18 protein-coding genes are annotated in these 19,429 nt (G+C 53.1%); 8 read left to right on the top strand and 10 right to left on the bottom strand.

Going from position 1 to position 19,429, the window contains the following annotated elements; translation table 11 throughout:
- Positions 1-58: 58 nt before the first annotated feature.
- The 3 genes from HU175_RS15945 (at position 59) to HU175_RS15935 (ending at position 2,214) form a co-directional block, all read left to right on the top strand.
- The gene (locus tag HU175_RS15945) at positions 59-526 is read left to right on the top strand and encodes a redoxin domain-containing protein (RefSeq protein WP_176567537.1); all 468 of its coding nucleotides are present in this window, start codon (positions 59-61) and stop codon (positions 524-526) included.
- A gap of 138 nt (positions 527-664) precedes the next feature.
- On the top strand, positions 665-1,432 hold the full coding sequence (locus tag HU175_RS15940; protein WP_176567536.1) for an SAM-dependent methyltransferase: 768 nt from the start codon (positions 665-667) through the stop codon (positions 1,430-1,432).
- A gap of 188 nt (positions 1,433-1,620) precedes the next feature.
- Positions 1,621-2,214, top strand: a complete 594-nt coding sequence (locus HU175_RS15935) for a TetR/AcrR family transcriptional regulator (protein WP_176567535.1) — start codon at positions 1,621-1,623, stop codon at positions 2,212-2,214.
- 58 nt (positions 2,215-2,272) lie between these two features.
- Here the strand turns inward: HU175_RS15935 and cysK are convergent, their stop codons facing one another.
- Together cysK and HU175_RS15925 are read right to left on the bottom strand one after the other, a co-directional pair.
- Positions 2,273-3,181: a cysteine synthase A gene (gene cysK, locus HU175_RS15930; protein WP_176567534.1), complete on the bottom strand. Its 909-nt coding sequence runs from the start codon at positions 3,179-3,181 to the stop codon at positions 2,273-2,275.
- Entirely contained in the window at positions 3,181-4,026 is an 846-nt protein-coding gene (locus tag HU175_RS15925; RefSeq protein WP_176567533.1) for a serine O-acetyltransferase, read from the bottom strand. Before HU175_RS15925 ends, cysK begins: the two co-directional genes overlap by 1 nt.
- A 237-nt stretch (positions 4,027-4,263) precedes the next feature.
- Here HU175_RS15925 and HU175_RS15920 point away from each other — a divergent pair, with 237 nt between their 5' ends.
- A complete protein-coding gene (locus HU175_RS15920; protein WP_176567532.1) occupies positions 4,264-5,520 on the top strand; it encodes a PQQ-dependent sugar dehydrogenase in 1,257 nt (418 codons plus the stop codon).
- Between the two features lie 63 nt (positions 5,521-5,583).
- On the opposite strand, the gene HU175_RS15915 is transcribed toward HU175_RS15920, so the two are convergent.
- Complete coding sequence (locus tag HU175_RS15915; RefSeq protein ID WP_176567531.1) at positions 5,584-6,054, bottom strand: hypothetical protein; 471 nt, start codon at positions 6,052-6,054, stop codon at positions 5,584-5,586.
- Positions 6,055-6,198: 144 nt separating this feature from the next.
- Between HU175_RS15915 and HU175_RS15910 the strand changes: the two genes are divergently transcribed.
- Entirely contained in the window at positions 6,199-7,269 is a 1,071-nt protein-coding gene (locus HU175_RS15910; RefSeq protein ID WP_176567530.1) for a DUF3500 domain-containing protein, read from the top strand.
- A gap of 15 nt (positions 7,270-7,284) precedes the next feature.
- Here HU175_RS15910 and HU175_RS15905 read toward each other — a convergent pair whose 3' ends face one another.
- Entirely contained in the window at positions 7,285-8,202 is a 918-nt protein-coding gene (locus tag HU175_RS15905; RefSeq protein WP_176567529.1) for a serine hydrolase, read from the bottom strand.
- Between the two features lie 420 nt (positions 8,203-8,622).
- Here HU175_RS15905 and HU175_RS15900 point away from each other — a divergent pair, with 420 nt between their 5' ends.
- Both HU175_RS15900 and HU175_RS15895 read left to right on the top strand, forming a co-directional pair.
- Positions 8,623-9,009, top strand: coding sequence for a YtxH domain-containing protein (locus tag HU175_RS15900; protein WP_176567528.1), 387 nt, complete (start codon positions 8,623-8,625; stop codon positions 9,007-9,009).
- A 159-nt stretch (positions 9,010-9,168) separates the two neighbouring features.
- Complete coding sequence (locus HU175_RS15895) at positions 9,169-10,206, top strand: YrzE family protein (RefSeq protein ID WP_176567527.1); 1,038 nt, start codon at positions 9,169-9,171, stop codon at positions 10,204-10,206.
- Between the two features lie 54 nt (positions 10,207-10,260).
- On the opposite strand, the gene HU175_RS15890 is transcribed toward HU175_RS15895, so the two are convergent.
- Positions 10,261-11,673 carry a tetratricopeptide repeat protein gene (locus HU175_RS15890; protein ID WP_176567526.1) on the bottom strand — a complete coding sequence of 471 codons (1,413 nt, stop codon included), beginning with the start codon at positions 11,671-11,673 and terminating at the stop codon, positions 10,261-10,263.
- Positions 11,674-11,877: 204 nt separating this feature from the next.
- Here HU175_RS15890 and HU175_RS15885 point away from each other — a divergent pair, with 204 nt between their 5' ends.
- The gene (locus HU175_RS15885; RefSeq protein WP_176567525.1) at positions 11,878-12,780 is read left to right on the top strand and encodes a cyanophycinase; all 903 of its coding nucleotides are present in this window, start codon (positions 11,878-11,880) and stop codon (positions 12,778-12,780) included.
- Positions 12,781-12,808: 28 nt separating this feature from the next.
- On the opposite strand, the gene HU175_RS15880 is transcribed toward HU175_RS15885, so the two are convergent.
- The 5 genes from HU175_RS15880 to HU175_RS15860 form a co-directional block, all read right to left on the bottom strand.
- Entirely contained in the window at positions 12,809-14,143 is a 1,335-nt protein-coding gene (locus HU175_RS15880; protein ID WP_176567524.1) for an MFS transporter, read from the bottom strand.
- 49 nt (positions 14,144-14,192) lie between these two features.
- Positions 14,193-14,840, bottom strand: coding sequence for a bifunctional 4-hydroxy-2-oxoglutarate aldolase/2-dehydro-3-deoxy-phosphogluconate aldolase (locus tag HU175_RS15875; RefSeq protein ID WP_176567523.1), 648 nt, complete (start codon positions 14,838-14,840; stop codon positions 14,193-14,195).
- 2 nt (positions 14,841-14,842) lie between these two features.
- On the bottom strand, positions 14,843-15,853 hold the full coding sequence (locus tag HU175_RS15870; RefSeq protein ID WP_176567522.1) for a 2-dehydro-3-deoxygalactonokinase: 1,011 nt from the start codon (positions 15,851-15,853) through the stop codon (positions 14,843-14,845).
- A gap of 21 nt (positions 15,854-15,874) precedes the next feature.
- Positions 15,875-18,103 carry a PQQ-binding-like beta-propeller repeat protein gene (locus tag HU175_RS15865; protein ID WP_176567521.1) on the bottom strand — a complete coding sequence of 743 codons (2,229 nt, stop codon included), beginning with the start codon at positions 18,101-18,103 and terminating at the stop codon, positions 15,875-15,877.
- A gap of 332 nt (positions 18,104-18,435) precedes the next feature.
- A complete protein-coding gene (locus tag HU175_RS15860) occupies positions 18,436-19,410 on the bottom strand; it encodes a hypothetical protein (RefSeq protein WP_228724179.1) in 975 nt (324 codons plus the stop codon).
- Between the last annotated feature and the right edge of the window lie 19 nt (positions 19,411-19,429).

Here is a 19,429-nt window from a genome sequence, read left to right as displayed (position 1 = left end):
TCGCAAAGCCGATTCGGGTTCAAAGCAACATCCATAATTCCAAAATCAAAAATTTACCATGCCGACAGTTGGTCAAAAAGCACCAGAATTTACGCTGTTTAACAGCGAGCGTCAGGAAATAGCGTTGTCCGATTTTGCGGGAAAGAATGTCGTTATTCTGTTCTTTCCGATGGCGTTCACCAGCGTCTGCACAACCGAACTCTGCGAGATGCGCGACAACATCGCGACCTATACAAACCTGAATGCGGAGGTACTGGCTATCTCGGTAGATTCGCCGTTTACGCTGGCCAAATTCAAGGAAGACCAGCAACTGCCGTTCAATTTGCTGTCTGATTTTAACAAGGAAGTGTCGCAGGCTTACGATACGTATTACGAAACGTTTGTCATGAACCTGAAGGGCGTCAGTAAGCGGTCGGCTTTCGTGATTGACGGCAATGGTATCGTGCAGTATGCCGAGTTACTGGAAAGCGCGGGCGACGTACCCAGCTTCTCCGCCATCCAGCAAACCCTCGCCACCCTTCAGTAGGACTGGTTTTTTGGACAGGATTACAGGATTAATAAGATTTTTATCTAATCAGGACTTTCACCTGTTAATCCTGTAATCCTGTCAATGATCTTCCGGCTGTGTAGAATTCGCTCATTCACTCTTTCACTCTTTCGCCCATTGGCCTGGTATCATAATTTTTTTCATGGGCTGCCTCAAACGGCCTGGAAAGCGGCTCAGACTGCCGAACAGACCCAACTGGATCTGGAATTACTCGTCGAAACTCTGGAGTTTGGTCCCGGCGACCGGATTCTGGATATCTTCTGTGGGTATGGTCGGCATGCGCTGTCCCTGGCACGCATGGGCGCCCACGTAACGGGCGTCGATATTTCGGAGGAATACATTGCGGAGCTACAGGCTGCGGCTAAAGCAGACAAGCTGGTGCTGAACGCCCTGGCGGGTGATTTCCTGACGCTGAACCCGGATGAGATCGGAGCAGGGCGTCCGTTTGCTGCGGCCTACTGTCTGGGTAATAGTTTCAGCTTCTTTCCTCGGGCGGAAATGTTGACGTTCCTGGCCCGTATCGCCGATTTGCTGGTGCCCGGTGGCCGCTTTCTTGCCCATACCGAAATGATTGCCGAATCGGTGCTGCCTGACTACCAGGCCCGGAACTGGCAGCCAATTGAGGGGGCCGACGGGGACCCGATTCTATTCATGGTAGAGAATGAATACGACCCGCTCGAAAGCCGGATCGACTCGCACCTGACCTACGTCTACCAGGGGAAAACGCAAACCCGACTGGCGCAGCATTACGTCTATACACTGGCCGAATTGACCTATCTATTCGCCGAAGCGGGCATGTCGGTAGTGGCCTGTTACGGAACGATTGAGGGGGACACATTCAGTCTTGGCGACGAGGCCGTCTGGGTGCTGGCTGAGCGGACTTGAGCCTGATGATCAGAAGATTATGTTTGACTTGTCGGATAAAACGGCGATGAGGACGAATTTATTAGTATTTGTAAAGATAAATGTTGACTATTTTGTGAAATTATAACTTATCTGTGGCCTAAATGCTTATAAAGCTGTAGTTTTCAGGGTATTTAACACCGTTAACTAACTAAAGACAGCTGGGGAAAATGGAAACAATCGAACGCAAACCACGAAGCCACGAACAGACCCGTTCGGGCATCGTACTAACGGCAAAAACTATTGCCCGACGGGAAGGCTGGCAGGCTGTTTCAATCCGGAAAATTGCTGACGCGATCAACTACAGTGCACCGATCATTTACGAATATTTCGATAGCAAGGACGTCCTCCTGAGCGAAATACGAAACGAAGGATTTCGGTTTCTCAAGCAGGAATACGAGCGTATCCAGAACCTGTACCGCGATCCCGAAAAGCAACTGTTTGAGGTTTCCGTGATTCAGTGGAGCTTCGCGATGCAGCACCCGGAAATCTACCAGGTTATGTACAACCTGAATGGGGCCAACTGCACAACATCGGTGTGTCAGTCCAACGCCATGCAGGACGTGAGCGACATTGTGCGGAAAATCATTTTCTCGTTTATTCCAAAGTCGAAGGAAAGTATTCAGCGACTATACTTTGAGTGGTGGTCGGCGTCGCACGGCATGATCGTGCTGGCCATGATGCTGCAGAATGAGCAGTCGCTTGAGCAGTCCGAAACCGTTTACCGCGAAACCATACGTCGATTCGTGCGGAATCTTCGCTAAGCAGATACGAGTAGGAAATACCGCGCTGATACGTTGGTGTCAGCGCGGTACCTGTTGGTCAATATAAACCGTCAACCGAAAGATAGCGCTCGCCGGTGTCGTAGCAGAACGTTACTATCCGGCTGCCGGCTGGAATCTGGGGCAATTGCTGGTTAATAGCGGCCAGCGAAGCACCGGACGAAATTCCGACAAAAATACCTTCCTCGCGGGCTGCCCGACCCGCCATGGCATAGGCGTCTTCTTTGCTGATCGGGATGACACCGTCCAGCACAGCCGTGTGCAGATTCTGGGGGACGAAGCCCGCGCCAATACCCTGAATAGGATGTGGACCCGCCGGACCTCCGCTGATAACCGGTGATGCCGCTGGTTCAACGGCATATACTTTTAAGTCAGGAAACTTCTCTTTTAGCACTTCGGCTACGCCCGTAATGTGTCCACCGGTACCCACGCCGGTAATCAGTACGTCGATTCCGTCAGGGAAATCAGTCAGAATTTCCTGGGCCGTTGTGCGCTTATGAATGGCAATATTGGCCGGGTTGTCGAACTGCTGAGGCATCCAGGCATTGGGCGTTTCGGCAACCAGCTGAGCCGCCCGTTCGATAGCTCCCCGCATTCCTTTATCACGGGGGGTGAGATCAAATTCCGCGCCGTAGGCAGCCATGATCTTGCGTCGTTCAACGCTCATGGATTCGGGCATGACCAGAATGATCCGGTATCCCTTAACGGCGGCTACCATCGCCAGACCGATACCTGTATTCCCCGAGGTAGGTTCGATAATCGTACTGCCCGACCGGAGTAGACCGTTTGCTTCGGCGTCTTCGATCATGGCCAGGGCGATTCGGTCTTTGATACTCGCGCCGGGATTGGCTTTTTCGAGTTTCATCCAGACCTCGTAGCCTGGAAATAATCGATTCAGCCGGACGTGGGGCGTCTGGCCGATGGTGTCTAAAATAGAATCAGCACGCATTAAATTACAAAGTTGATGGGTTCGTTCGAGTCGATGGACTTCAGCCGAACGTCGGTCTGGTGCTGGTGGAACACCAGCGAATACGGTTCGACGCTGGTTGTCAGCCAGACGTTACCGCCAATAACTGAATCATGACCCACGACTGTATGTCCACCCAGTATGGTGGCATTGGCGTAGATTACTACGTTCTTCTCAATGGTTGGGTGCCGCTTTTTCTGCGCCATCGACTTGGCAACATGGGTGGCGCCTAACGTAACGCCCTGGTAAATCTTGACGTTATCGCCGATGACGGTTGTCTCGCCGATGACGACGCCTGTACCGTGATCGATGAAAAAAGCCCGGCCAATCTGCGCACCGGGATGAATGTCGATACCCGTATGGCCGTGGGCATACTCGGTCAGCATCCGGGGCAGCATGGGCACATTGAGCCGTAGTAACTCATGCGCAATCCGGTAAACCGAAATGGCATAAAAGCCGGGGTAAACGGCAATAACTTCTTCGATACCAATGGCTGCCGGATCATTGTCCAGAATGGCATGGGCGTCCAGCAGCAGACTATCATAGATAGCAGGTAGCTGGTCGAAAAATTGTTCTGCCAGAACCTCGGGCGTATCGGCCAGGTTCGTTTGCAGCGGCTGAAGCAGACAGGCCAGCTGATGCTGTAGCTGCTGGTACGTTTCGCCCAGGTCCTGCGAAGCCGACTGACAATCTTTCGTGACCGGAAACAGAAACCGCATCAGGTGATCGATGAACCGACCGGCATCGGGGCGGGAGGGTAGCTTATAACGGTACTGGTTCCGCTGGCTGAGCAGGTGGTCGATAAACGGGTTACTGGCAGTGGTCATGAGTAGCCGAAGAACAAAAAGGGTCAATACAAGCCAAAATTGGGTAAAAACGTAGTAGAGTCGTTGCCCCGATGTGTAGAATAACCCCACCAACGGGCAAACCAATTAAGGTTTCGTTTAGCGTTGGATGCGGAGTGAATCATCGAATTTGAAACAAAAAACAGGCCGCAAAGTTCGGTATCGATCCCTGGCGCTGTATTTGTACGTACGTAATGAACGAATACAGTCTACCTACTCATGTTGAACAAAGCTTTTCTTTCGCTATTAATCTCGCTGGTGGCCACTTCGGTTGTTGCTTGGCTGATTGCGGAAGCCTGCAGCCAGGACTCGGAAACTACGTCATCTGGAACGATAATGGCTACCGCCAGCGTATTGCCCACTAATCTGGCCTCACTCAAAGCGGACGAACCCGCCCCGATGGCCATTCAGGTGGTGAATGCTTATCCAAAACTCAGTTTCGATTCGCCCGTCGACTACACCTACGCCAATGACGGCACGAACCGCGTCTTCGTGGTTGAGCAGGCTGGTCAGATCAAGGTATTTGAGAATAACCCGGCTGCCGCTTCGGCGGCTACGTACCTGGACATCCAGAACAAAGTAGCCTACGGGGGGGAAATGGGTTTGCTGGGGCTGGCCTTCCACCCGAAGTTCAACGAGAATGGATATTTCTACGTCAACTACACGAAGAACAATCCACGCGAAACCATCGTGAGCCGCTTCAAAGCGTCATCGCCAAAGGCTACGTCTGTTGAGCCGGGAAGTGAGGTAATTCTTTTTCGGTTTGAACAGCCGTACGCCAACCACAATGGTGGTAAGGTTCTATTCGGCCCGGACGGCTATCTGTACGTATCAACCGGCGATGGCGGGAGCGGAGGTGATCCCAAAAACAACGCGCAGAATAAAAGCAGCTGGCTGGGCAAAATTCTTCGGGTCGATGTGAACAGCACGGAAAAAGGTCACTATGGCATTCCGGCTGACAATCCCTACAAAGGAAACAAAGACGGTTACCGGGAAGAAATTTATGCCTACGGGCTCCGTAACCCCTGGCGCATCAGCTTCGACGCGAAAGGACAGCTGTGGGCGGGTGACGTCGGACAGAATGAGATTGAAGAGGTCGATATCGTAGAGAAAGGCGGCAACTACGGCTGGCGTGTCAAGGAAGGGAAGGCCGATTACAAAGCCAGTGATCCCAAACCCGATGCTACGTTGATTTCGCCCGTCTGGCAATATAGCCACGCCAACGGCGATATATCGATTACGGGCGGCTATGTGTACCGGGGAGCGCAGAACGGAGCCCTGAAAGGCAAATACATTTATGCCGATTACGCCAGCGGTCGCGTCTGGGCGCTAACGGCCGATGGTAAGAAAGCAACTAACAATCAACTGCTGACCGAGCGGGCCGGGTCGATTTCAGCCTTCGGCGAAGACCAGAAACACGAACTATACCTCTGCGACCTTAGTGGCGGAAAGATCCTACGAATAGCGGCAAAATAGATCACCCAATTAACGCAGAAGGGCAGACCAGCAATGGCCTGCCCTTCTGCGTTGTAAGCAAGGTTACGATTTGTTTTTAACGCCCCGGAGAGATACTTCGGTCGTGTAATAGGTGCTTCCGTACTTGGTCGTAATCGTTCGGGAAACGCTGATTTCTTTGTCATTGATCAAGTAAATACTTCCCTTTATATCAGCATTGGACGCGCTGCTGCTGGCCGTGTAAAGCGGAACCATTTGCTGCGTAGCGGGCGATGCCTGATAGCGTTTGTTTACCTCCGTAGTGCCCGACGTTTCGATAATCTGTATGGCCGTTCCGCTGCCGAAAGTAGTGACCAGCAGCTCGCCTGAAACGTTGCCCGATCGAGTTATTCTGGGCGAAGATAGGTATCCTTCCGTGGCCTCGCTGTACGTGATCGAACCACTGAACTGATAAGCCCCAACAAAATTGGTGGGTTTGATGGCAGGCTCAGGAGCTTCTTCCTGTTTGCAGGACAGTAACCCGATGAGCAGACAAATCGTAATGATTGATTTCATAAAGCTGGGACAGGAGACGATGGTGGACTAATAAGCTCTGCCGCAAATAACGGATTTTGATGGATTATGTCTATATACATACATGTAGACTGGCAGTAAACAAACAGCCCGGCGGGCTTTTGTCTGTGCAACAGGCCATGGCTTATGAAAACTTTATTTTTTAGTTGGTTGCTCGCGCTGGTGGCGTTCGTGCCGGGCGCCTGGGCGCAAACGACTACCATTCGGCAGCAGCGTCTGAAAGACGATATGCAGGAATCCGTACAGGCCTTTCTGCAGTCGCTGACACCTGAGCAGCGAAAACTGGCGACGTATCCCTTTGCCGATGATGAGCGTTACAACTGGCACTTTGTACCGCGCGACCGGAAAGGGCTGGCTTTAAAGCAAATGACCCCCGACCAGCGAAAACTGGCCCTGGCGTTGATCAAAACGGGCATGAGCCAGACGGGCTACGACAAAGCCACCGAGATTATGAACATGGAGAACGTACTGCGGGTCATTGAAAAACGCTCCAGTACCGACACCTATCGCGACCCGGACAATTACGCATTTACCGTCTTCGGCGATCCGTCGACGGAAGCCGACCCCTGGGGCTGGCGGGTGGAAGGCCACCATCTGTCCCTAAATTTTTCGTCGCTGACGGGTCAGGTGCTGAGCGTATCGCCCCTGTTTCTGGGCAGCAATCCGGGTGAGGTTCGCGCTGACGTACCGCAGAAAGGGAAACAAATCTTAAAGCAGGAAACCCAGCTGGCGTTTGCGCTGCTGTCAACGCTGACGGCTGAACAGCGACAGAAAGCCGTGCTGGCACCCGTTGCCTACCGCGAAATTATTACCGGTAACAGCCGCAAGGCGTCGATGGAGCGGATGGACGGCCTGCCCATGGCCGAGATGACGCCGGAGCAGCAGACGCTGTTTCTGAATCTGCTCCAGGTCTATCTGAGCAATTACCGCGTTACGCTGGCCAATCAGCAGATGGGACGTATCAAAAAAGCGGGGCTCGATCAGCTTCGTTTTGGCTGGGCCGGTGACCTGACCCCTGAGGTGGGCGAAGGGAAAGGCTGGTACTACCGCATCCACGGACCGATGCTGCTCATCGAATACGACAACTCGCAGACAAACGCCAACCACATTCACACCATCGTCCGGGATCTGACCAACGACTTCGGTGAAGACCTGCTACGGGAGCACTACACGAATCAGCACAGTAAAACCAAATAGAAAACCTGCCGACCGTCAGGGCTGCGTTACGTACTGATAAATCCGCTCAGAGAGACCAGCCATCATGGCCACGGCCGCTTTGTCGTCCTTGATACCCTGCGACAGCAGCACCAGTACGTAATAGCGACCGTCGGGCAGGTAAACAATTCCCGAATCGTGGTGAACGCCTGCGATTGAGCCCGTTTTGTGAGCAACCTTGACACCGCTGGGTAGTTTAGCCGGAATAACAGACTTGAATTTCTGATCCAATAGTACCTTCACCATCTCCGCCGAAGCTTCAGGACTGACAGCCTGGCCCTGGGCAAGCTGGCTGAAAATTAGCATCAGGTCGTAGGCCGTTGTGGTGTTATTAAGCCCTTTCTGAAAGGCTTTCGTGTCTTCTACCCCGCGTAATACCTGAATGTCTTTTGCGCCCATATCCCGCATCGTCTGCAAGACGTTGGGAGCGCCGACCCGCTCGATGATAAGATTCGTGGCCAGGTTACTGCTGACAGTAATCATATCGTACAGTAGCGAGGCCATGGTCCGCTGTCTACCTAGCTCCTTATACGTACTCGTGTCGCTATCCTGATTAATGGACAACTGGTAGGGGCTACCATCGACAATGCTGATAAATTCCGTTTTGACGGGAATGGAATCCGACAACGAGAGCTTACCCTGCGTCTGCTGTTTATACACCTCGATCATCACCGGGGTTTTCATGGTACTGGCTGCGTGAAACGACTGGTGCTCGTTGATGAGCAGTTCCCGCCCAGTAGCCCCGTCTTTAAACGCAACGGCATACACGCCCGGCTGCTTGCTAATTTCCTGCTCGATATTTTGGCGTAACTGCTCGATGGACTGGCGTTTCTGCCCGACTGCGGGAAGACAGAGAGTCAGCGAACTAATGCAGCTTAGAATAAGACAGATACGTTGGGGGTTAAGCCGAGTCATGTGCGTTGTAGTAGTTGGTAGCGTAGTGGTGCCGCAACGAAGGTAATTAATTCGTCCTTGTACGGGGAAATCGTCTGATAAACTCAATCTAAACCGCGCCCATCAGACCTCGTTTAGCGGGACGGTAATTGGAGCCAGGTATAAAAAGATTTTGTGCTTTGTTAGCGCTGCCAGAATGATTGCCTAGAGCGAGCGCGGCTGTTGAACAACGCAAATTATTGTGTACAAATACTTACTGTATTATGGGTAATAATAGCCACATATACGAGTAAAATTACCTACGTATGTATGGGTGCGTACATGCGTGATGAAAAAAATTAAAGCGTTGATCTATAATAGATTAGCTTGAGAGTTACTCTTTTGGTACGGTTATTTCGCTATTGTTCGGCAATAACCAACCAAAATACTACTATGTCACGCGTGTCTTTTGATACACTTTTTGAAAGCAGAAAGCAACCTCTGAATTATCTAGGCAACCAGACCTTTCTGTCTGGTTTAGTAACCGGGTTAGTTGCGGGTGTAGCCGTTGGTCTGCTTATCGCTCCCCGGTCAGGAAAAAAAATGCGCAAGCAAATACTTGATACGGTCAATGGTCAGACAAAAGAAGCCCAGCACCAATGGGACAAAGTTAAATCTCAGGCCAAGGAAACAATTGACAACGTCAAAACCAACGCAAGCCTTGTCGCCAACAAAGCAATGGACGAATTTGACGTGTACGCTGATAAAGCCGAGACGAAATCGGAAGAATTAGCGAAACAAGTTCAGTCAGGCATCAATCGCCTGGGTGACGCAGCAAAGATTAGCTAAAAGAAAAACGGCTTATTCTGATTTACTCAACAATTAATAAAGGATTCTCATTTCGGGAATTCGCTTCTGGCAACCTAAATCGATAGAACGTCTTTTCTGAGGGATGAATCGATCGAAGGGCCTTATCACACAATTCTTTACTACTCAACAATGAACGATATGGAGCGTCAACTTTCTTACCCATCTGAAGCGGCCTACGACCGCAGCCATTTTATCAAACGCATCTCCTGGAGCGCAGTCTTTGCCGGAGTCTTGGTGGCAATTGTCAGTCAGATGTTATTAACCCTACTAGGGCTTGGCATTGGGTTAAGTACCATCGATCCGGTAACCGAGAAGAACCCAGCGGCTGGTCTTGGCGCTGGAAGTGCTATATGGTACATCATCAGTAGTCTGCTTTCTTTGTTCATTGGTGGCTGGATTGCCGGACGGTTAGCAAGTGCTCCCCGGCTGTTCGATGGCATTATTCATGGTGTGCTGACCTGGTGTTTGGCTACTCTGCTAACCATTTACTTCTTAACAACGACCCTTGGCAGTATCATTGGCGGGGCAAGTCGGTTGCTTGGCCGTCTGGTCAGCACCGCCGGATCGGCGGTAGCTGCCGCTGCCCCTGCTGTTGGCGACGCAGTACAGGGAGAACTGAAGGAGAATGGCATCGACCTGAAAACCCTGGATATAAAAGATCTGAGAGAGGAAGCCAATCGGCTGTTGCGGCAAACCGGCGATGCCAATCTGAACCCGAACGCGCTGGAACGTAAGGCTAATCAGGCTGAGCAACAGGCGAAAACCGCGGCAGAACAGGCGTCAACAAGCCCACAAGCCGCGGACGATATTGCGGGTGGTTTGTTTGATCGACTCTTTAAACAGGGACAAGCGACAGTTAATAGCGTGGATCGGGAAGATGCTGTCAACGTAGTAATGAAACGAACCGGAAAAAGCCGGGCCGAGTCAGAGCAGATCGTTGATAACTGGATCAACACCTATAAACAGGCAGTCGTTAAATTTGAACAAACGAAAAAGGATGCTGCAATACAAGCACGGCATGCCGCAGATGCGACGGCAGCGGCCGCATCCAAGGCCGCAATCTTCGGTTTCTTCGGACTCTTGATTGGTGTAATAGCTGCTGGTTTTGGTGCAAAAATGGGGACTGAGTCAAAAGACAATGCGAATCCGGCCGACCGTGCCATCCGGACAGTATAATCAATAATCAGGCAGCGTGGAACAAAGAAAACGGAGAACTACCACTTAGCCAGATCAGCGCGTATAGAGCGCTCCTTTGGCAATAGTCGATTCATATTCGCCGTTGATGGTTTCCAGAAACTTACCGGCCACCCAGCCAATATCGGCGTTCTTGATGAACACGAAACGGGTGCGGGTGGCCAGTTTATTGTACGCTTTCATAACCGCTTCCAGCCAGAGCGCACCGGCAATAATCTGTTTTTCGTTAAGCTGGCTCTGCACGCTGCCTAAGGCTTCTTCAGCCTCACTACGTTGGGTTGGATCCGTAATTAAACCCAAATCCGGACGGGTCAGGCGCTGGTAATGATTCAGAGCCAGTTGCTTAAACTGCTCGGCATCCTCCATCGTAATTGGGACCGCTTTGATACCGGCTCGGTCCGGGTGCAGGTAGGTCGTCAGGGCCAAGGCGATGTCGCCACTCAGGCCAATGGTGTTCCGTTTGCCCAGCCCCGCCTTGTTCGCAGTTAGCTGCGGACTCATTGCCGAGTCGACCAGCGTCTGAACGAGTTGCTCCGCTTCGCGTTTAAAGGCGTCGGTACGTAGTGTACCCCTGGGATCGATTCGGTTTACCAGCGTTTGTAGACCAATGGGGACGTTAATTCCATGAAATGACTGTTTGTCATCGAAATAGCCGCCAATGGTACTGGTATTGCCCAGCGATAGGGATGACGTACTTGGCCACACTTTGCGAGGAATGGCACCGATGGTGAACAGCTCGGCTTCCCGTTTGTCCGTCAGGGTCGTGTCGATGGTAAGTGCTTTGTTGGGTAGCGATTGCACCAGTTCATTGTAAAGCCGTTTTTTCTCCGCCGGGGTCAGACTTTTGTCAACGTCGCTGGTAAATGCAATGAAAATACGCTCGGTGGGGATACTGTACTGCAGCAGAGAATCCAGGCTGGTCCGGAGCGCGGTTTGCCCGGTTTTAAACGAGGACGACGCGTCGGCTACCAGCAATGAGTTGGGGATCACAAACGTCTTCTGCACGTCTTTCTCATAGAAATCAGTTTCATAGTCTGTTTTCAGAATCGCTACCCTGATGTCAGTTGACCCAATCTGAACACCGGCGTAAAGGTTTTTGCCCGACAGGTCCCGGATGATCTCGTTCACGGCCCAGGCACTGGCTACGTACTTGAGCTGGGCGTACTGACTGCGGGCCTGCCGGAGGTAGTTCAGGGCCTGGGCGCTGTCTGTCTGATCTTTGTAGCACAAACCCAGCAACTCGTTGGCAATGGCGGTCCAGTATAGGTTTTTAGACTGAACGGCGGGGAGCGCGCGTTCGAGCAGATCAATGGCGGCCGGTGATTTGTCCAGTTCGCGTAGCGTGTTGGCCAGTTTGACGTATTGAATGGCCTGGGTGAGATTGCGCGCTTCCTGGGCAAACAAGCCTGTCGTAAACAGGCAGAATAGAAAGGAAAAGACAATTTTCATGAGTTGGGTCTTGTTAGGTTTCACAGACTAGACAGGAGATTAATAACCAATAGAGTCTGTTCTATATACGCAATCGAGTAGAAAGGCGATTGTTTAATTTAGCTTTCGGAAATTTTGAGATTTATTGGTTGTAGCCAGCTGATTGTCAATCTTATTACCACTACTGCTCTATCTTGCGTTTTCTTTGTCCATCTCCCCGTATTTATGCGTCGTCGATTACTCTTCCTAACGCTGTCTGCCTTATTCCTGACACTGGCTACCACACTGGCCCAGACGTCAGGTTCCCAATCCAAATACATTGGTCCCGAAAAGGGGGCACTGATAATCGTGGGCGGGGGCGCCGTTACGCCCGATATCTGGAACCGCTTCATCGAACTGGCCGGTGGCAAAGAAGCCGCCCATGTCGTTGTCATTCCAACGGCGGGTGATGATTCGTCGGCGGTACGGCCCCCGCGTGAGTTTGAAACGCTGAAAAAATTAGGCGTAACGAAGTTGACCGTGCTGCACACCCGCGACCCGAAAGAAGCCAATACCGAAGCGTTTGTTGCCCCGCTGAAGAACGCAACGGCGGTCTGGTTTGTGGGCGGACGTCACTGGCGACTGGCTGATTCGTACCTGAATACGCTGGCTCACAAAGAGTTTAATGCCCTGCTGAGCCGGGGCGGGGTAATCGGTGGTACGTCGGCGGGAGCCACTATCCAGGGCTCGTTTATGGTGCGGGGCGACACAAAAGGTAACGCCATCCTGATCGGCGACCACACGCAGGGGTTCGATTTCATCCACAACGTAACGATCGATCAGCACGTCATGCGCCGGAACCGACAGTTCGACCTGATCGGCGTCATCCGTGACCGGCCGGAGCTGCTGGGGCTGGGCATCGACGAGAGTACGGCGGTGGTAGTGCAGCAGAACACTTTTGAAGTGCTGGGCAACTCCTACGTGGGTATTTACGACGCTAAGCAGATTGCCAGCAATGCCCAGTATCCCTCCGGACAGAACAGCGCGGGCGGGCCGTTCTACTACCTGGGCAAAGGCCAGAAGTTCGACCTGCAAACCCGGACCGTTATCAGCCGGACAGCGCAGGCTGGTGGTGAGGTCACCCGCTGATCTGCCCATTATATGGTAAATTGCTACGTTACGACAACGGTTTGGGTAACTCAGAAAGCCCCGTGCTGTAACTCATGTCGGGTTCGACTTTTCTATCCGTTCGGGTGAGCAGATGAATGATGAACCAGGCCGTCAGGTACGTAAAGCCGCAGATGGTGAATAGTAGATTGTATCCTCCCGTCAGGTTGCCAGCGGCCTTATATTTGTCCAGCAGGCTACCCACTAAAATAGGGAAGAAGATACCGCCCACGGCCCCGGCCGTTCCAGCAATGCCGACTACCGAGCTGACCGCCTGCCGGGGAAAGAGGTCGGACGCCAGCGTGAATACGTTGGTCGCCCACGCCTGGTGAACTCCCACCGCTACACTCAACAACCCTACCGCCACCCAGACATCCGTGACGAACTGGGCCAAAATAATTGATATTTCGATAAGGGCGAAAAGCAACAAGGCACTTTTTCGGGCTTTCAAGGTCGGCCAGCCACGTTTGATCAGCGTGGATGACAGATACCCACCCCCAATGCTTCCCGCGGTTGTTGCTAGATAAATCAGCATCAGCTCTACACTGGGCTTTTTCAGGTCTAAGTTGAAGGTCGACGAGAAATAGGAGGGGAGCCAGAACAGAAAAAACCAGTAAATAGGGTCGATCATGCCCTTACCAACAATCATGGCCCAGGTCTGCGGCAAGGCAAACAACTGAAACCACTTAACCGAGTTTTGATCGGCAGACGCATCGGCCGTGGCATCGTCCTGCCCGGCGGTAATATACTGGTATTCGGTCGCCGACAGTCGATGCTGCCGGGTGGGAACCTCGTAAAACCGCAGCCAGGCGATAAGCCAGACAAAACCCAGCGCGCCTGTAATCCAGAAAACAGCCTGCCAGCCATAGTTGTTGAGAATCCAGGGGACGAACAGCACTGCAAACACGACACCAATGCTCGTACCGGCATTGAAGAGACCGGTGGCCAGTCCCCGCTCTTTTTTCGGGAACCACTCGGCCACCGTTTTTACGGCTGCGGGATAGTTACCCGCTTCGCCAATACCCAGCGCCAGCCGGGCCAAACTAAACCCCGACACACTGCGGGCCACGGCATGGAACATCCCGGCCAGGCTCCAGATAATGATCGTGATGGAGTAGCCTGCTTTAGTGCCAATCTGGTCGATGATCCAGCCGAACAACAGCAGTCCCACGGCATATGCTGCCGTAAAGGCCATCACGATGTGGGCGAAGTCCGTTTCTGTCCAGGTGAATTCTTTTTCTAAAATGGGCTTAAGTAAACCGATGATTTGCCGGTCGAGGTAATTGATCGTAGTCGCTGTAAATAGCAGAAAGACTACAAACCAGCGATATTTATTAGTGAACATAATCGAACGGGCTAAGGAGAAGAATAGATTTCTGGGTCGATGAAGCGCTTTAGGCAAACGGGGGCCGGCTCTTTTGTCCAAAGTGCTGAAAATGCGCTTTTAACTGTGCCCAGTTTTTTTGTCGGATCAGCGTCGTGTCTAGTAGATGACTGCCGATGCCTACCCCGTCAGCTCCAGCCTTAAAAAAGGACGCTATGTTATCCTGGCTAATCCCGCCGGTGGGCAGCACCTTCAGGTGATTCAGTGGGGCTTTCAGGTCTTTGATGTAGCTGGAGCCGAGCGAGGTAGCCGGATAAATCTTCACCATCGACGCCCCCAGTTGCCACGCTTTGTAAATTTCGGTAGGCGTAAACGCACCGGGGAAGATAGGAACGTTCCGCGCTACGCAGGCTTTAATTACCTTCTTGCTGATAATGGGCGTAACGATGAACTGCGCCCCGGCTGCCAGCGCGTTGTCGAGGTCCGCTAAGGTACATACCGTTCCGGCGCCGATGTTCAGCCCATTGCCGTGGGCAGCGAGGCTGTGCTGAATAATGCGGGTGGCATCGGGCGTATTCATCGTGATTTCAATGGTTGTCAATCCCGCATCTTTGTAGACGGGGAGGAGTTCGTCGACCTCTTCGAACGATATTCCCCTGCAAATCCCTACAATGGGGGCCTGCTTGAACAAGGGCCAGGAAAATGGTTTTGGGTTCATTGTCACTTCTCTGTTAGGGTTACTAGTTGATTTCGGAAAATAGTGACCTGCCCGGCGAAGGCCGCTTTATCGACGGTATCGGCTGGAATGGTAATGGTACGTGCTGACAGCCCCAGCCCATCGAGAGCCGCTTTATACAGAGTATACAGGTTATTGCCGCTGCACAGCATCAACTGCCAATGTTCCTGATGGAGCAATGTTTTCAGTTCGTTGCCAATCAGCAGACCACTTAGGTAAAGGCCATTCTGACGTTTACCAAGCCGGTTGAATAACTGATTCGTTCGGACCTTGAACAGCCCATTCAGAATGGATGCGTCGGCGTCGTGGACGCCGAGTATGAAGGCCGCCAGATCATCGGGCGAGAGCGCTGTCAGCTCGGCCGACTCGATAGAATCGGCCAGAATGCTGTGTTGTGACATGAGCTCGAAAACTTCGCCTGTCATAAATGTCTGAAAGTCAACGATGGTCTGGTTTTTAATGAAAATATGTTTCGAATGGGTCCCCGGAAAGATCAGAATGGTATCGGCAACGGGACGATGTAGCGCGTTTAGCAGCGCAATCAGGCCAACAAGCTGCGTTTCCTCCCCCCGCATGACGTCGTGGGTGGTCCGGACTCCGGAAATCAGGAGAATATCGTGCGGGAAACCCGCTGTCATTCCGAGCCGTTTTGTACAAGCCTGACTGCCATCCACCGGAAACGGCAGGGTGGCATACGGTACTTCATCCATCCCAATCGTCGACGACGCCATCCCGGAAATGACAACCGGTATCCTGTCCAGTTTCAGGGACAACTGACGGGCTAACAGATCGATCTGAGCTTGCAGCTGTTTCCGGAAAAAATCGCTTTTGGTCGTGCCTACGTTCTCAATCTGGCTTTTCCAGATTGAGAACGTAGCCGCAACGCCCTCCGTTTGGGAGGTAATTTCGCCAAGCAACTGCATGTCTGTGGTATTAATCAGACGCAGCCGAAACGAGGAGGTCCCCCAGTCGCAACCCAGCAAATAGGTTTTCATGGTACGAAGAATTAAAGCGGGTTACGGTAACGCAAACGCAACATAGGAGCCGCCCGGCTTCAGGCCGTAGCGGGAGCCTCCGGCGGCAATGGCGACGTACTGTTTGCCATTGACCATGTAAGTAATAGGGGTAGCAAAGCCACCTGCCGGGAGTTTGTATTCCCACACGACTTTCCCGGTTTTCTGGTCGAACGCGCGGATTTTTTCGTCGTAGGTAGCGGCAATGAACAGGAGTCCACCCGCCGTTACGATGGGCCCGCCGTGGTTTTCGGTGCCGGTAGGCGGAACGCCTTTCTTCATCAATTCGGGGTATTCGCCTAGCGGCACCTGCCAGAGGTAGTCACCCGTATTTAGGTTGATAGCGTTGAGCGTTCCCCAGGGAGGTTTGATGGCCGGGTAGTTCTCCTGATCCCGAAACTGTGTGTTGCCGTTGTTCAGATAAGGGGGCATGTAGGGGAAAGCCGCTCCCTCGGCAACCGGCGTCGTTACGGCCGAATTATGGATGTCGTTGCTAGCCGACGCTACCGCCGTGGGCTTGGCTTCCAAGTTCAATAAATAGTTGACAAGGGCGTCGCGGTCTTCCTGGGAAATGTGCTGAAACGACGGCATTCGCCCCCGTCCCGTAGCGAGAATGCTGTGGATATGCTCCTTACTCAGTCGTTTACCCACGTTCGTCAGATCGGGGTACGCCTGAGCGGCTACGTTTTCGGCACTGCCCTTGCCGCCAATGCCGTGGCAAACCGAGCAGTTCATATTGAATAGGGCCGTGCCCCGTGTCATGGCGACACCCTGCCCCCGCATTCGACTGTCGCGCATCTTCAGCCACCAGAGCATGTTGTTACTATTCACGTAAAAGATACCGTTGGGATCTGCCGCCGTGCCGCCCCACTCGGCTCCCCCGCCGAAACCGAAATACAGGGTTCCTTCTTCGCTGGGGGGCATGTATTTGCTGCCGTGTCGGCTGTTTCGGAACCGCGTCAATACATATTCCCGCGCTTCGGGTGTACGGCTGGTAATGTTCGCTTCGGTTAGTTCCTGCCAGGCAAACGGCGCCGGTTTGGTCGGTACGGGCTGGGTTGGCCAGGGCTGCTCACCGGGCAAGGCGGGCGAGGTTGGTACGGGTACTTCCTGCACCGGAAACAGGGGTTTGCCTGTATCCCGATTAAAGACAAAGACGTAGCCGTCTTTCGTGGCCTGCGCCACGGCCTCTACCTGTTTGCCATTGTGCCGAACCGTAATAAGATTGGGCGGGCAGGGGAGGTCACGGTCCCATAGGTCGTGGTGGACGGTCTGGAAATGCCAAATACGCTTGCCCGTTTTGGCGTCGAGCGCGATTACGCAGTTGGCAAATAGGTTCTGACCCGCGCGGGCACCGCCGTAAAAATCGACCGAAGGCGAACCCGTTCCGGCGTAGACAACACCCCGCTTTTCGTCTACCACAAGCCCGGCCCAGCAGTTGGCCCCGCCTATTTTTTTGTACGCATCTGTCGACCAAGTATCATAGCCATATTCGCCGGGCAACGGAATCGTGCGGAACACCCAAGCCAGTTTGCCGGTCCGGACATTAAATGCCCGGATGTATCCCGGTGGTGCATCGCCCCCTTCAGAGACACTGGATCCCGTAATGAGCAGGTCGTTATAGATAACCCCCGGTGTCGTAACCCGGATGGAGAGGTTTGCTACGTCGTGCCCGAGGGTTTCGAGGTCGCCTAGGCCCTCGTGCAGATCGACTTCGCCGTTTTTGCCGAAGCCGTCGATGGGTTTGCCGGTCTCGGCATTGATGGCGTAGAGTGAAGCGCCAACCGAATACAGCACGCGCTTGTCGGCACCATCCTCCCAGTACATCACCCCGCGAACGGGATGAAAGCGCGGGCGCTTGCCCGGATCGGCGAATGGGTCAAATTGCCAGCGCTGTTTCCCCGTAGCGGCATCGACCGCAAAGAGTTTCAGCCGGGGAGACGTGCCGTAGAGGATACCCCGAATCACGATCGGCTGGCACTGGATATCCATTCCCCGCTGGTTCGGATTGCTGTTGTCGCCCGTCTCGTAGCTCCAGGCCAGTTTCAGGTTTTTGACGTTACTGGTATTAATCTGATTCAGGGGCGAATACCGATTGCCAGCCCCGTTACCGCCATAGGTGGGCCAGTCGTCGCCAGGTTGCCGAAGCGGCCTGGAATCGATGGTCCGGTTGGCGGATAAGCAGCTTCCCAGCAGCAGTACGCCCAAACAGATTTTTAGGACAAAATTCATACAGCTAAACGGTTAAGTGCATTAGTTGATTAAGTCATTTCCTGGTTGGCTCCCTCACGGCAGCGACTAATCTTGTAGGGGACACGAGGTAGCGAATCGGATCTATTTTGACGTTAGCTACTACCCCCCGGCCCCCTCCTAATTTTCTAGGAGGGGGTGATTAAAAGTCACCTCTGCTTGTTCCCCTCCTGTTTTAGGTGGGGCTAGGCGGGGCGGCCCCCTCGGTGGTGAGAGCTACCTACAAGATTAGGTTTTGGGCGATCCGCAGTCGCGGAAGAGGTCTTGGACGGTCGGCCGCTACCGTGAGGAAAACACTGTGCAACCTGTCAAGATTATCGAGCTTCCCCGGAGAATTCGTACTGGACGGTCCATGTCTTTTCCGCGCCCGGCGCTACCTCGATAAGGACGTAAGGCTCCGGACAGGACGTAGTGGCGCAGGCCCAGTAGACAAGTTTTTGCAGGGGCTGATCGCCGGTAATGTGCACACCTGCGCCTGTTTTCTGATTCGTAATGCGGATGTCGTAGTCACTAGTCATTGCCGAAAAGCCCTGCAAGCCAGCGCTGTACACCGTTTCTTTTGGCGCGAACGGACGGGTGTAAACGAGCCGATTACCCTGGGTTTGGAGCAGGCCACCGAAGCCTTTACCTTGGCCTTGTACGGCGAAGGGAAAACTGACGTCGATGCCCGGCCCGGTTGGCTCCTGATCAAGCACCCAGAAGTTGTGGTTGTACACGCTCGTTTGGATAGGTTTCTGACCCGTATTTTTCAAACGATGCTCCAGCACCAGTACGGGTTTGCCGGGGAGTAGCCGTACCGTTTTCTGATACTGGTAGCCATAACCTGACGGGTGCCGCAGCTCGTGCAAAAAATCAATTCGGTCCTTACGGAATTGCAGGGTTCGGCTGCCGCCATCCATAATGTCGTAATACCGGCCAAAAGCATATGGCTTCTCATCAGCACGTCGGAGCACACCCACGCCGATCTTGACGAACGTATCGCCGATAGCCGCTTCGTCGTAGCCCAGGGGCGTAAACTCCTCGGCGGGACCGTTGATGGCGTCGTGCAGGCGTGGGTCGTACTGATCAAACCACTGATCGACAAAGCGGTGGCCGTTGTAGGTCAGGCTTTTAAATGCCCCTGACCAGTCGAAGCGGGTTCCCCGGTAGTAGCCCTGCTCTGCATTCGGCAGGTAGAGTGTCGTTTGCAGAACACCGTTCGACAGGCTCAGTTGGGGCCATACTGGATCGGGCACAGCCGTGGCGTTCAAAGCCCACACCAGACAGAGAGATATAATTGCTTTTTTCAAGATCGTAGCCCGTTAATGC

It is taken from the genome of Spirosoma sp. KUDC1026 (assembly GCF_013375035.1).
Taxonomy (GTDB): Bacteria; Bacteroidota; Bacteroidia; order Cytophagales; family Spirosomataceae; genus Spirosoma.
Note: the sequence above shows the minus strand (reverse complement) of the source record. Positions and strands in the feature narration are given on the sequence as shown.

What these genes read in the sequence shown, in the direction of transcription:
- cysK (WP_176567534.1), bottom strand. Translation starts at nt 3,181, where the DNA reads ATGCGTGCTGATTCTATTTTAGACACCATCGGCCAGACGCCCCACGTC.
- HU175_RS15905 (WP_176567529.1), bottom strand. Translation starts at nt 8,202, where the DNA reads ATGACTCGGCTTAACCCCCAACGTATCTGTCTTATTCTAAGCTGCATT.
- HU175_RS15870 (WP_176567522.1), bottom strand. Translation starts at nt 15,853, where the DNA reads ATGAAAACCTATTTGCTGGGTTGCGACTGGGGGACCTCCTCGTTTCGG.
- HU175_RS15915 (WP_176567531.1), bottom strand. Translation starts at nt 6,054, where the DNA reads ATGAAATCAATCATTACGATTTGTCTGCTCATCGGGTTACTGTCCTGC.
- HU175_RS15895 (WP_176567527.1), top strand. Translation starts at nt 9,169, where the DNA reads ATGGAGCGTCAACTTTCTTACCCATCTGAAGCGGCCTACGACCGCAGC.
- HU175_RS15935 (WP_176567535.1), top strand. Translation starts at nt 1,621, where the DNA reads ATGGAAACAATCGAACGCAAACCACGAAGCCACGAACAGACCCGTTCG.
- HU175_RS15880 (WP_176567524.1), bottom strand. Translation starts at nt 14,143, where the DNA reads ATGTTCACTAATAAATATCGCTGGTTTGTAGTCTTTCTGCTATTTACA.
- HU175_RS15945 (WP_176567537.1), top strand. Translation starts at nt 59, where the DNA reads ATGCCGACAGTTGGTCAAAAAGCACCAGAATTTACGCTGTTTAACAGC.
- HU175_RS15920 (WP_176567532.1), top strand. Translation starts at nt 4,264, where the DNA reads ATGTTGAACAAAGCTTTTCTTTCGCTATTAATCTCGCTGGTGGCCACT.
- HU175_RS15890 (WP_176567526.1), bottom strand. Translation starts at nt 11,673, where the DNA reads ATGAAAATTGTCTTTTCCTTTCTATTCTGCCTGTTTACGACAGGCTTG.
- HU175_RS15875 (WP_176567523.1), bottom strand. Translation starts at nt 14,840, where the DNA reads ATGAACCCAAAACCATTTTCCTGGCCCTTGTTCAAGCAGGCCCCCATT.
- HU175_RS15865 (WP_176567521.1), bottom strand. Translation starts at nt 18,103, where the DNA reads ATGAATTTTGTCCTAAAAATCTGTTTGGGCGTACTGCTGCTGGGAAGC.
- HU175_RS15925 (WP_176567533.1), bottom strand. Translation starts at nt 4,026, where the DNA reads ATGACCACTGCCAGTAACCCGTTTATCGACCACCTGCTCAGCCAGCGG.
- HU175_RS15885 (WP_176567525.1), top strand. Translation starts at nt 11,878, where the DNA reads ATGCGTCGTCGATTACTCTTCCTAACGCTGTCTGCCTTATTCCTGACA.
- HU175_RS15910 (WP_176567530.1), top strand. Translation starts at nt 6,199, where the DNA reads ATGAAAACTTTATTTTTTAGTTGGTTGCTCGCGCTGGTGGCGTTCGTG.